Genomic DNA, 11,217 nt, shown 5'->3' with positions numbered 1-11,217 from the left:
TGTGCGGGGGTTCCTGCGGGACTTGAACGCGGAGCGCGGCACGACGGTGCTGCTGACCACGCACGACCTCCAGGACATCGAGCAGCTGTGCTCCCGGGTGATGGTCATCGACCACGGGCGGCTGATGTACGACGGCCCGCTGGCCGGGCTGCACGAGGCGGGGGAGAGCGAACGGACCCTGGTGGTCGACCTGGAACGGGAGTTGCCGCCGATCGAGGCGCCGGCGCCCGCGCGGGTGGTGCGCGTGGAGGGGCCGCGGCAGTGGCTGGCGTTCCCCGCGTCGGCGTCGGCCGCGGGGCTGGTGGCGGACGTCGCGGCCCGGTACCCGCTGGTGGACCTCTCGGTGCGGGAGCCGGACATCGAAGCGGTGATCGCGAAGATCTATGCGGAACGGGCGAGCGCGTAGTGCCCGGCGGGGCGAACTCGTAGGCTGCTGTCCATGACCGACGACGCCCCGGAACTCCGTGCATCCGACGCCGACCGTGAACGAGTCGCCGAGGTCCTGCGGGACGCCCTCGCCGAAGGCCGCCTGGACATGGGCGAGTTCGAGGAGCGGCTGGACGCCACCTACCGTGCGCGGACGTACGGGGAGCTGGCGCCGATCACCCGCGACCTGCCGGTGGGGGCGGGCGGCGCGGCGCCGGTGCGGCGGGTGTCGATGACCAAGGAGCCCGCGGAGAGCGGGGACTGGGCGGGGCGGATCACCGGCGGCGAGGGGTCGTCGACGTGGGCGGTCGCCGTGATGTCCGGGTTCGAGCGCAAGGGGCGCTGGACGGTGCCTAAGCGGTTCAACTGCTTCGCGTTCTGGGGCGGTGGTGAGCTGGATCTGCGGGAGGCGAACTTCGCGGACGGCGAGGTCGTGATCAACTGCGTGGCGATCATGGGGGGCATGAATGTGATCGTGCCGCCGGGGGTCGAGGTGGTCGTGCGGGGGATCGGGATCATGGGTGGGTTCGATCACCGGGAGGAGGGTGTTCCCGGGGAGGTGGGGGCGCCGCGGGTGGTGGTCACGGGCTTTGCGTTCTGGGGCGGGGTCGGGGTGGAGCGGAAGGTTACGCGGGCGGAGCGGATGCGGCTGAAGGAGGAGCGGAAGGCCTCTCGGCGGGAGTTGCGGGGGCGCGAGGACTGACTGCGGGCCGGCGTGTGGGTGTGGCCGTCCGTCGGTGGGGGCCGGGTGGGGTTTTCGCGGCCCGGCGTTGCGGGGTGCCGCTGCGCCCACCCGTGCCGCCCCAGCGGCACTGCTGCCCGCAGCTACGGCCAGGTGGCTACAGCGTTGCCGGGGTGGTTGTCTTCAGGTCGGGCAGGTTCAGGGACGTTGCCATGTGGGCGTAGCCGCGGTCGCTGGGGTGCAGGTGGTCGCCGCTGTCGTAGTCCGGGTGCAGGCGGCGGGGGTTGTAGGGGTCGCGCAGGGCCGCGTCGAAGTCGGCGACCGCGTCGAAGACCCGGCCCTCGCGGATCTCCTCGTTGATCTCCTGCCGCATGATCTCGCGGGCGTCGGTGTAGCCGCTGTGCCCGCCGAACGGCGTCACCGTCGCGCCGACGACCTTCAGCCCGTGGGCGTGGGCCATGTCGACCAGGGTGCGCAGGCCCGCGAGGATCTTGTCGCGGTCGGCGAGCTCCGGGCTGTGCAGGATGTCGTTGACGCCGATGGAGACGACGACCACCTTGGCGTTGGTGCGGCCCAGCACGTCCCGGGGGAACCGGGCCAGCGTGCTGGGGTTGGCCGGCGGCGTGCCGGGGCCGCTGGTGAGCAGCCGGTTGCTGCTGATGCCCTCGTTGACGACGCTGTACCGGGGCACGTTCCGCCCGGAGCCGGCCGCCATGCGCAGCCGCTCGGTGAGGACGTCGGTCCAGCGGTGGTTGGCGTCCATGGCCGAGCGGTAGCCGTCGGTGATCGAGTCGCCGAGCGCGACGACCGTGCCCACGGCCTCGTGGCTCAGCACGTCCAGCGCCGTCACGTACCGCCAGTACGAGGTCCTGCCCGTGTACGCGTCGGCGGTGACGTCCTCGGCGCGGTCGCCCTCGGCGACGTAGCTGGTCTGCCGGGCGTGCGGGTGGTAGGTGACCGGGCCCGACGCCACGGGGGAGTACGTGGTGATCAGGACGTCGCTGCCGTAGGGCACGGCGATGCGGGCGACGTCGCTCATCACCTGCCCGCCCGCCGGGACGACCACCCGGGGGCTGCCGCCGAAGGTGAGCCGGCGCATGCTGCCGGCGGCCGCGGCGGCGGTGCCGTCGTCGGCGGCCAGGGCGATCGACGCGTGGGTGACGGTCAGCGGCGAGCGGCCGTACAGGTTGGACAGCGTGATCCGGGCGCTGTTGCCGCCGACGCCCGCGTGCACGACGTTGCGTACCGAGCGGCCGGCCATGCCCTGGACCGCCGTACCCGGTTCCGGGCCGACCGGTGAGGTGGCCCAGGCGCCGACCCAGGCGCCCGTGGAGGCGGGCGCGGCGTCGTTGAGCGGGGGCCTGCCGCCGGCGGCCGGCGTGCGGTCCCTGGTGCCGTCGTCGGATGCCACCGTGGCGTATATGGCGGCGGAGATCGCCACTATCAGCGCGACGATCGCGGCCAGGAGGGCACGCTGCTTGCGGGGAGGCGCCCCCGCACCTCCGTCATGACCCTGGGTCATGCTGTGTTGTTCTCCTCGGGCGAGGGGAGCTCCGAGGCTCCGGTCCGATGAGCCCATGATGCGGCATGGACCCGGGGAAGGCCGCTCGGCCCCCCTGGCTTTCCCCTTTCCCGTCAGACGCCGGGAACTTGTGTTCCGTTCCAGGAGTCGGTCAGGAAGGGACAATGGGTGCGGGACGGATCGTCGAACGGTGGAGCGGATGGCACGCACGAAGGCAGAACGTCCGGAGGGTTCGATGGGTATCGGGCAGGGCGGCGAGGCGGGTGAAAACCCGTCGTCCTCCGTGACCGGGACCGGTGCCGTCCGCAACCGGGCGATGACGGCGTTCAGCCCGGCCGACGAGGAGAAGCGGCGCGGCGTGCGCCGGATGAAGCTCACCGCCACCGGCCTGCTGCTGTTCGTGGCCCTGGTGTACGTCCTGGCCGAGTGGGCCTCCCACCGGGGCGCGGGCGCCTGGGCGGGCTATGTGTCGGCCGCCGCCGAGGCCGGCATGGTCGGCGCGCTCGCCGACTGGTTCGCGGTCACCGCCCTCTTCCGCCACCCCCTCGGGCTGCCCATCCCGCACACGGCGATCATCCCGAAGAAGAAGGACCAGCTCGGCGTCTCGCTGGGCGAGTTCGTCGGCGAGAACTTCCTCTCCGAGGACGTCGTACGGCAGCGGCTGCGCGCCGTCGGCATCGGCAGCCGGCTCGGTGCCTGGCTGGCGGTGCCCGAGCACGCCGACCGGGTGACGGCCGAGCTGTCCGCGGCCCTGCGCGGCGCCCTCACCGTGCTGCGGGACTCCGACGTGCAGGCGGTGGTCGGCGAGGCCATCACCCGGCGGGCCGACGCGCAGGAGATCGCCCCGGGCATCGGCAAGATGCTGGACCGCGTCGTCGCCGACGGCGGGCACCGCAGGGCCGTCGACCTGATCGTCTCCCGCGCCCACGACTGGCTGGTGCTGCACGGCGACTCCGTGATGGACGCCGTGCAGGGCGGGGCGCCCGGATGGACGCCCCGGTTCGTGGACAAGAAGGTCGGCGAGCGCGTCTACAAGGAGCTGCTGCGCTTCGTCACCGAGATGCGCGACATGCCCGCCCACCCCGCGCGCGGCGCCCTCGACCGCTTCCTCACCGACTTCGCCTCCGACCTCCAGTCCGACACGGAGACCCGGGCGCGCGTGGAGCGGCTGAAGACGGAGGTGCTGGGCCGCGGCGAGGTCCAGGACCTGATCGCGTCCGCCTGGACCGCCGTACGCTCCATGATCGTCTCGGCGGCGGAGGACGAGCGCAGCGAGCTGCGGCTGCGGGTGCGGGCCTCGCTGCTGTCGCTGGGGGCGCGCATGGCCTCCGACCCGAAGGTGCAGGGCAAGGTCGACACGTGGGTCGAGGGCGCCGCGGTGTACGTGGTGACCACCTACCGGCGGGAGATCACGTCTCTGATCACCGACACGGTGGCGGGCTGGGACGCCGAGCACACCACGAAGAAGATCGAGGCGAACATCGGCCGGGACCTCCAGTTCATCCGGATCAACGGCACGGTGGTCGGCTCCCTGGCCGGGCTGCTGATCTACACCGTCTCCCGCATCCTGGGGGCGTAGCCCCTCGATCGGCCGCGCTTGCCCGCCCCGGTCGCGGGCACACGGGTTGCGACCGCTCGGTCCGACGGCGCCGCAGGGCACCTTAGGGGCCGGGCGGCGTCGTCCACGGTCCTCAACGGAGAGGGAGCCATGTCAGCGGAATCGTCGTCGCCGGACTCCGTACCCGCCTCCACGGGAACCGTCACCACCGCGGTCCCGGCCCGCCTCGACCGGCTGCCCTGGTCCCGGTGGCACTGGATGATCGTCATCGGCCTCGGCACCGTCTGGATCCTGGACGGCCTGGAGGTCACGATCGTCGGCAACGTGGCCGGCCGGATCGCCGAGGACGGCAGCGGGCTGGACATCAGCTCCGCCCAGATCACCGGCCTGGCCGCCGCGCTGTACGTGGCGGGTGCCTGCTCGGGCGCCCTGTTCTTCGGCTGGCTGACCGACCGCCACGGCCGCAGGAAGCTGTTCATGGTGACGCTGGTCGTGTACCTGGTGGCGACCGCGCTGACCGCGGTGTCGTTCGAGTCCTGGTGGTTCTTCCTGTTCCGGTTCCTCACCGGCTTCGGCATCGGCGGCGAGTACGCGGCCATCAACTCGGCGATCGACGAGCTGATCCCGTCCCACTACCGGGGCCGGGTCGACCTCATCATCAACGGCAGCTACTGGCTGGGCGCGATCGGCGGTTCCCTGCTGTCCATCGTCATGCTGGACACCGACATCTTCCCGAAGGACCTCGGCTGGCGGCTCAGCTTCGCCCTCGGTGTGGTCCTCGGCCTGGTCATCCTGCTGGTGCGCCGGCACGTCCCGGAGAGCCCACGCTGGCAGTTCATCCACGGCTACGGCGACCAGGCCGAGAAACTCGTCTCCTCCGTCGAACGGGAGATCGAGCAGGAGAAGGGCGAGCGGCTGCCGCGGCCGGCCGGTGAGATCACCATCCACCAGCGCAAGAGCATCGGCTTCGGCCTGATCGCCAAGACCGTCTTCGGCAAGTACCCGCGCCGCGCGGTCCTCGGCCTGTCGCTCTTCATCGGCCAGGCGTTCCTCTACAACGCCATCACCTTCGGCTTCGGCACCATCCTCATCACCTTCTTCGACGTGCCGACCGGCCACACCGGCTACTACTTCGCCGTCATCGCCGCCGGCAACTTCCTCGGCCCGCTGCTGCTCGGCAAGCTGTTCGACACGGTCGGCCGGCGGATCATGATCTCGGGCACGTATCTGCTGTCGGGCATCCTGCTGTTCGTCACGGCGTGGCTCTTCGACCGCGGCTCGCTGACGGCGAACACGATGACGGCGTGCTGGTGCGTGGTGCTGTTCTTCGCCTCCGCGGGCGCCTCCAGCGCCTATCTGACCGTCTCCGAGATCTTCCCGATGGAGACCCGCGCGATGGCCATCGCCTTCTTCTACGCCCTCGGCACCGCCGCCGGCGGTATCAGCGGCCCGCTGCTCTTCGCCGACCTCACGGAGTCCGGCGTCGTCGGCGACACGGTGCTCGCCTTCCAGATCGGCGCCGGGCTGATGTGCGCGGCCGGTCTGGTGGCGGCGTTCCTCGCGGTGAAGGCGGAACGCCGCTCCCTGGAGGACATCGCGGAGCCGCTGTCGGCCGCGGGGGCGGGTTCCGGTGCGGGCTCGGGGAAAACGCCGGGGGCGGGCACCGCGACGGCATAGGGTCGTCGCGGAACGCATCCCGACCGGGCGAGCCGCCCCAGGAGCAACAGATGACCATCCGCAGGATCGTCCCCAACCTCCACGCCGAGTCCGGGGAACACCTGGCCACGAACCGAGACTTCTACGGCCTGCTGGGCTTCGAGGAGGTCATGGACATGGGCTGGGTGAGCACCCTGGCCTCGCCCTCCAACCCGACCGCCCAGATCAGCCTGCTCACCGAGGAACGCACCGCCCCGGTCGTCCCCGACTTCAGCGTGGAGGTCGAGGACGTCGACGCGGTGTACGCCGAGGTCGTCGCCTCGGGCGCGGAGATCGTACGGGACCTGCGCGACGAGGAATGGGGCGTACGGCGCTTCTTCGTCCGGGATCCGGGCGGGCGCGTGGTGAACGTGCTGACGCACCAGTCCTAGGACACGACCTGGACCGACGGGGTCAGGCCCGCCGGTCGGCGACCGCCCAGGAGGCCAGGGCGACGGCGCCGGCGACACCGAACACGGCGGGCCAGGCCCCGACCTTCTTCGCCAGCGGGTGGGACCCGGCGAACCCGGCGACGTACGCGGCCGTCAGCGCCCCGGCGGCCTTCCCGCCGGCCCGCTCACGCCACTGCTGCGCGGCGGCGGCCCCGGCGACGGCCAGCACGGCCCCGCCGAGCGGCCGCTTCTTCGTCCAGCGGGCCACGCCGTACCCGCCGACGAGTCCGCTCGCCGCGACCACCGCGCTGGGAACCTTCGCCATGCCTGCCTCCTGCGTCTCTCCGGCTTCGCACCGTCTGGTGGACCGGGCTCGTGGACCGGTCCTGTGGCCCGAGGCTAATCCCCGCCGGGCACGGCACCCGCGCCGGGGCGGGCGGCGAACGGCACCGGACGAGGTGTGGCGCAGGTCACACACGCTTTCCGCGGCCGGCCTGTCACATCGTCACTCCGCGGTCCGTCGTAGCTGCGTAACCCGATACGGCAACGGCCGCTGACCACGACGGAGGAACCCACCATGGACGCTCGCCTCAACCTCTTCGGCAACCCGATCGCCGGCAAGCTCCTGCGGCACATCAACTCGGCGGGCAAGGTCGTCACGGACTCCGGGCTGCCGGCCGCCACCCAGGAGCTGGTGAAGATCCGCGCCAGCCAGATCAACGGCTGCGGCTTCTGCCTCGACATGCACACCAAGGACGCCGCGAAGGCGGGTGAGACCTCGCTGCGCCTCAACCTGGTCGCGGCCTGGCGGGAGGCCACGGTCTTCACCGACGCCGAGCGCGCCGCCCTGGAACTGACCGAGCAGGGCACCCGCATCGCCGACGGCACCGGCATCACCGACGAGGCCTGGGCGAACGCGGCGGAGCACTTCGACGAGGACCAGCTCGCCGCGCTGGTCGGACTGATCGCCGTCATCAACACGTACAACCGGCTGAACGTCATCACCCGGCAGCCGGCCGGCGACTACGAGCCGGGCATGTTCGGCTGACGGACCTCGCCGCGAGAGGCCGGACGGCCCGCCCCGACGGACACCGGGGCGGGCCGTCCCGCCGTTTCAGCCGTGCAGCAGGACCGGCAGCCGCTGGTGGCCGTTGCTGATCAGGGACGGCACGGTCCCGAGGCCGTCCGACGGTTCGGCGAGGCGGATGTCGGGGAAGCGGTCGAAGAGGCTTTGAAGCGCCAAAGTGACCTCCATCCGGGCCAGCGGCGCGCCCAGGCAGAAGTGGACGCCGTGCCCGAACGCCAGGTGGTCCTTGACCGTGCGGGCCGCGTCGAACGTGTCGGCGTCCTCGTGCCAGCCGGGGTGCCGGTTGGCGGCGGCGTAGGACGCGAGGATCGCCTCACCGCGGGCGATGACCTGCCCGTCGGGCAGGGGGATGTCCGTGACGGCGTACCGGAGCGGCAGATGCTTGACCGCCGGCTCGTGCCGCAGCGTCTCCTCGACCACGTCGCCCCAGGTGACGGCGCCCTTGCGGACCAGTTCGAGCTGGTCGGGCCGGGTCAGCAGGGTGTGCGCGGCCTGGTCGATGACGTTGACGGTCGTCTCGTAGCCGGCGCTGATCATCAGCAGCAGCGTGTCGCGCAGCTCGTCGTGGGAAAGGCCCGCGCCGTCGCTCTCGTCGTCCCGCGCGGCGATCAGCAGCGACGTCATGTCGTCGCCCGGGGTGGCGCGCTTGTCGGCGATGAGCCGGTCCAGCGTCTCGTACAGCCGGACGGTGTTGGCCTGCGCCTCGTCCTGGCTCAGCGTGGTGTCGAAGACGCCGTCCACGAGAGCCCGGAAACCCTCCCGGCGGCTCTCGGGCACGCCCATGAGGTGGCCGATCACCGCGATGGGCAGCGGGTAGGCCAGCTCCTGGCGCAGATCCACCGGCTCGCCCTCGGGCAGGCCCGCGAGACGGTCGATCAGGCCGCCCACCATGCCCTCGACGGCCGGCCGCATGTGGGCTATGCGGCGGGAGCTGAAGGCGGGCGCCACCAGGCGGCGCAGCTTGCGGTGGTTGGGACCGTACGCCGTGAACATGTTCTCCACCGCCACCCACAGGGCGAGCGGCCACGTGCCGACCACCTGCCCGAACGCGGGCCAGTGCGCCCGGGCGTCCTTGGAGACGTCGGGGCTGGTGAGCAGCTGTTTCAGCAGGGCGGGGTCGGAGACCGACCAGGCCTCCACGCCGAGCACGTCCACCCGGGTGGCCGGACCGCGGGCGCGCAGCGCACGGTGCTCGGCGTGGTGGTCGGCACCGGCGGGATCGAGGACGAGAGCGGACGGCTGGTCGGCCATGGCGGGCTCCTTAGGGGGCGGCGGGGAAGGTGACGGGCAGGGATTCCAGGGCGCGGTGGAACGGGCCGGGCCGCCACACGAGCCCGGCGACGGGCACGGCGAGGTCCGTCTCCGGCAGCGCGTCGAGGAGGTGGGTGACCGCGGCCTCCGCGATGAGGTAGGCGTGCGAGCGGGCGGGGCAGGTGTGCGGGCCGATGCTCCACGCCAGATGGGCGCGGTTGCCCGCGTGCCGGCCCTCGGGCACGCCGTCGGTGAGGGCGGGGTCGTTGTTGGCGGCCGACATGGAGATCACGACCGGCTGGTCGGCGGGCAGCAGGACCCCGTCCACGTCGATCGGGTACGGCGGGTACGAGATGCAGTAGTTCGCCATGGGCGGGTCGGTGTAGAGGACGGCGTCGAGCGCGTCGCGCACCGTGGAAAGACCGGCGTGCAGATCGGCGGAGAACTCCTCGTCGGTGAGGATCTTCAGCACGGTGTTGCTGATCAGGTTGGTCAGCGGCTCGATCCCGGCACCGTAGAGCGTGACGAGCTGATGGCCCATCTCCTCGTCGGTCAGCCCGGCGGAGTGGCCGATCAGCCGGGACGTGATGTCGTCGCCGGGCTGCTGCCGGCGCAGGCTCACCAGGTCGAAGACGGCCTGCCCGAGGATCTGGTTGCCCTGCTCGGCGTTGGTGGTGTCGAAGATCTTCGCCATGCCGTCGGCGATGCGCACGCCGATCTCGTCCGGGCAGCCGAGGAGCGCGCTCAGCACCCGGAAGGCGATGGGGAACGCGTACTGGGAGAGCAGGTCCGCCTCGCCCTGCTTGCGGAAGTCGTCGATGGCACCGGAGGCGACCCTCTCGACGAGGGCCCGCAGCCCGTGCTGGTCGACCCCGTCGATCGCGGCGGTGTTGGCGCCCCGGTAGCGGGCGTGCTCGGCGCCGCCGGAACGCAGCGCGTTGGGCCGCCACTCCATCATCGGCCGCACCGGGCAGGACGCCGGGATCAGCTTCTCCCACGCCCGGGGGTCGGCGGGGAAGTGCAGCGGGTCGTTGAGGATGCGGCGGGCCTGGTAGTAGCCGATCACCAGCGTCGCCGGGACCCCGGGCGCCAGGTCGACCGGCACGAGGGGGCCGTGGGTGCGGCGCATGCTCCGGTACGCGGCGTGCGGATCGGCGGCGAACTCCTCGGTGTACAGGGCGATCCGCCCCGACGGGCTCGCGGACGCGGCGGACGGCATCGTCATCGGCGGGACTCCAGGAGGGCGGCCGAGCGGTGCTCGGACAGGTACTCGGTGAGCGTGATCAGGGCGTGCAGGGACGACGTACGGTCACGGGCGTCGCAGGTCGTCAGCGGGGTGAACGGGTCGAGCGCCAGGGCCTCGCGCAGCTCCGCCTCGGGGTACTCCGGAGCGCCGGGGAAGGTGTTGATGGCGACGGCGTACGGTATGCCGCCGTTGTCCAGCAGTCCGAGCGCGTCGTGGGAGGCGTCGAGGTCGCGGGTGTCGGCCAGGACGAGACAGCCGAGCGCGCCCTCCGCGAGGTCCTCCCACAGCGGCTGGAAACGGGCCTGGCCGGGCAGCCCGAACAGATACAGCGCGAGGCGGCCGCCGGCCATGTGGATGCGGCCGAAGTCCATCGCCACCGTGGTCGTCGTCTTGTGCGGGGTGCCCCGCAGATCGTCCACGCCCGCGCTCTCCTGCGTGATGGGTTCCTCCATCCGCAGGGGCTTCACCTCCGAGACGCTGCCGATCAGTGTCGTCTTGCCGACGCCGAAACCCCCCGCGACCACGATCTTGGCCGACCGCGTCACCGTGGCCGGGACGTAGGTGACGGGCGGGTCAGACCATGGAGCGCAGTCCACGCAGTACCTCCTGCAACAGGTCGGATTCGGGCTGGTGGTCGCTCGCGGCGACCGGACTGGCCAGGTGGCCGGAGTCCATCAGCGAGGAGACGAGGATCCGCACCGTGGAGGGCGGCAGCTCCAGCGCGGCGGCGATGTCCGCGACGGCCAGGCCGCCCTCCGCGCCGGAGAACAGGCGCATCACCCGGCGGGCGTCCGGGCCCAGCGACTCCGTGGGCCCGGTCGCGGCGATGAGCACGCTCTCCAGGCGTACGTCGTCCCGGGCCCGGACCTGGCCGCCGGTGCGGACGTAGGGCCTGACCATGTCGGGGTCACGCCGCGGCCCCGTCATGCCGGCGAGCCGCCTTCCGCGGCCGGCACGCGTTCCGCGGTGCCCAGCTCGTGCCCCACCCGGGTGGCGAGCCGCACCATGTGGTGGGAGATCAGCCCGACATCGGCGTCCGGGCCGGTCGTGCACACCGACAGCATGGTGTTCTTCGCGGCGGTCGTCGTCAGCCCGATGCAGCCCACCGACTCGATCAGCAGCTGCCGCATGCCCTGCCCGCCGGTGAAGTCGTCCCACGCCTTGCCCGCGGCCCGCAGCGCCGCCGTCAGCGCGGCGAACTTCTCCCCGTCGTCCTGGCCGATCGTCTCCGTCCGGGCCTTCAGCAGACCGTCGCTGCTCATCAGTACGGCGTAGCGGACGCCCTCGACGGTGCCGAGCTCCTGGTCGAGCAGCCAGCCCAGGCTGTTGGTGTGTGTGTCTTGCACGATCAGTGTCCT

At 72.1% G+C, this 11,217-nt stretch carries 12 protein-coding genes and 1 pseudogene; 6 read left to right on the top strand and 7 right to left on the bottom strand.

Annotation, left to right across the window (positions count from 1 at the left end; translation table 11 throughout):
• A pseudogene (locus tag GTW67_RS07690) lies at window positions 1-406 on the top strand (methionine ABC transporter ATP-binding protein); the annotation flags it as partial.
• Window positions 407-439: 33 nt separating this feature from the next.
• Entirely contained in the window at window positions 440-1,129 is a 690-nt protein-coding gene (locus GTW67_RS07685; RefSeq protein ID WP_161164053.1) for a DUF1707 SHOCT-like domain-containing protein, read from the top strand.
• 136 nt (window positions 1,130-1,265) lie between these two features.
• Here the strand turns inward: GTW67_RS07685 and GTW67_RS07680 are convergent, their stop codons facing one another.
• Window positions 1,266-2,630 carry an SGNH/GDSL hydrolase family protein gene (locus tag GTW67_RS07680; protein WP_161164052.1) on the bottom strand — a complete coding sequence of 455 codons (1,365 nt, stop codon included), beginning with the start codon at window positions 2,628-2,630 and terminating at the stop codon, window positions 1,266-1,268.
• Between the two features lie 199 nt (window positions 2,631-2,829).
• Here GTW67_RS07680 and GTW67_RS07675 point away from each other — a divergent pair, with 199 nt between their 5' ends.
• The 3 genes from GTW67_RS07675 (at window position 2,830) to GTW67_RS07665 (ending at window position 6,275) form a co-directional block, all read left to right on the top strand.
• Window positions 2,830-4,209, top strand: coding sequence for a DUF445 domain-containing protein (locus GTW67_RS07675; protein ID WP_161164051.1), 1,380 nt, complete (start codon window positions 2,830-2,832; stop codon window positions 4,207-4,209).
• A 129-nt stretch (window positions 4,210-4,338) separates the two neighbouring features.
• Window positions 4,339-5,865 carry an MFS transporter gene (locus tag GTW67_RS07670; protein WP_161164050.1) on the top strand — a complete coding sequence of 509 codons (1,527 nt, stop codon included), beginning with the start codon at window positions 4,339-4,341 and terminating at the stop codon, window positions 5,863-5,865.
• A 50-nt stretch (window positions 5,866-5,915) separates the two neighbouring features.
• A complete protein-coding gene (locus tag GTW67_RS07665) occupies window positions 5,916-6,275 on the top strand; it encodes a VOC family protein (protein ID WP_161164049.1) in 360 nt (119 codons plus the stop codon).
• Window positions 6,276-6,297: 22 nt separating this feature from the next.
• Here GTW67_RS07665 and GTW67_RS07660 read toward each other — a convergent pair whose 3' ends face one another.
• Complete coding sequence (locus tag GTW67_RS07660; RefSeq protein WP_161164048.1) at window positions 6,298-6,600, bottom strand: hypothetical protein; 303 nt, start codon at window positions 6,598-6,600, stop codon at window positions 6,298-6,300.
• 252 nt (window positions 6,601-6,852) lie between these two features.
• On the opposite strand from GTW67_RS07660, the gene GTW67_RS07655 reads away from it, so the two are divergent.
• Window positions 6,853-7,323, top strand: a complete 471-nt coding sequence (locus GTW67_RS07655; protein WP_161164047.1) for a carboxymuconolactone decarboxylase family protein — start codon at window positions 6,853-6,855, stop codon at window positions 7,321-7,323.
• Window positions 7,324-7,389: 66 nt separating this feature from the next.
• Here the strand turns inward: GTW67_RS07655 and GTW67_RS07650 are convergent, their stop codons facing one another.
• From GTW67_RS07650 to GTW67_RS07630, 5 genes are all read right to left on the bottom strand, one after another.
• A complete protein-coding gene (locus tag GTW67_RS07650) occupies window positions 7,390-8,613 on the bottom strand; it encodes a cytochrome P450 family protein (RefSeq protein ID WP_161164046.1) in 1,224 nt (407 codons plus the stop codon).
• A gap of 10 nt (window positions 8,614-8,623) precedes the next feature.
• Complete coding sequence (locus GTW67_RS07645; RefSeq protein ID WP_161164045.1) at window positions 8,624-9,838, bottom strand: cytochrome P450; 1,215 nt, start codon at window positions 9,836-9,838, stop codon at window positions 8,624-8,626.
• On the bottom strand, window positions 9,835-10,455 hold the full coding sequence (locus GTW67_RS07640; protein WP_161164044.1) for an ATP/GTP-binding protein: 621 nt from the start codon (window positions 10,453-10,455) through the stop codon (window positions 9,835-9,837). The genes GTW67_RS07645 and GTW67_RS07640 overlap by 4 nt, the downstream gene beginning before the upstream one ends.
• Window positions 10,433-10,786, bottom strand: coding sequence for a DUF742 domain-containing protein (locus GTW67_RS07635; RefSeq protein WP_161164043.1), 354 nt, complete (start codon window positions 10,784-10,786; stop codon window positions 10,433-10,435). The genes GTW67_RS07640 and GTW67_RS07635 overlap by 23 nt, the downstream gene beginning before the upstream one ends.
• On the bottom strand, window positions 10,783-11,217 hold a 435-nt coding region (locus GTW67_RS07630; RefSeq protein WP_237518727.1), incomplete at its 5' end, for a roadblock/LC7 domain-containing protein. The genes GTW67_RS07635 and GTW67_RS07630, both read right to left, overlap by 4 nt.

The organism is Streptomyces sp. SID5910, from assembly GCF_009862125.1.
In the GTDB taxonomy this organism is placed as follows: domain Bacteria; phylum Actinomycetota; class Actinomycetes; order Streptomycetales; family Streptomycetaceae; genus Streptomyces.
Note: the sequence above shows the minus strand (reverse complement) of the source record. Positions and strands in the feature narration are given on the sequence as shown.

Excerpts from the sequence above, each read along its gene's own strand:
- GTW67_RS07685 (WP_161164053.1), top strand. The coding sequence starts at position 440 with ATGACCGACGACGCCCCGGAACTCCGTGCATCCGACGCCGACCGTGAA.
- GTW67_RS07680 (WP_161164052.1), bottom strand. The coding sequence starts at position 2,630 with ATGACCCAGGGTCATGACGGAGGTGCGGGGGCGCCTCCCCGCAAGCAG.
- GTW67_RS07675 (WP_161164051.1), top strand. The coding sequence starts at position 2,830 with ATGGCACGCACGAAGGCAGAACGTCCGGAGGGTTCGATGGGTATCGGG.
- GTW67_RS07670 (WP_161164050.1), top strand. The coding sequence starts at position 4,339 with ATGTCAGCGGAATCGTCGTCGCCGGACTCCGTACCCGCCTCCACGGGA.
- GTW67_RS07665 (WP_161164049.1), top strand. The coding sequence starts at position 5,916 with ATGACCATCCGCAGGATCGTCCCCAACCTCCACGCCGAGTCCGGGGAA.
- GTW67_RS07660 (WP_161164048.1), bottom strand. The coding sequence starts at position 6,600 with ATGGCGAAGGTTCCCAGCGCGGTGGTCGCGGCGAGCGGACTCGTCGGC.
- GTW67_RS07655 (WP_161164047.1), top strand. The coding sequence starts at position 6,853 with ATGGACGCTCGCCTCAACCTCTTCGGCAACCCGATCGCCGGCAAGCTC.
- GTW67_RS07650 (WP_161164046.1), bottom strand. The coding sequence starts at position 8,613 with ATGGCCGACCAGCCGTCCGCTCTCGTCCTCGATCCCGCCGGTGCCGAC.
- GTW67_RS07645 (WP_161164045.1), bottom strand. The coding sequence starts at position 9,838 with ATGACGATGCCGTCCGCCGCGTCCGCGAGCCCGTCGGGGCGGATCGCC.
- GTW67_RS07635 (WP_161164043.1), bottom strand. The coding sequence starts at position 10,786 with ATGACGGGGCCGCGGCGTGACCCCGACATGGTCAGGCCCTACGTCCGC.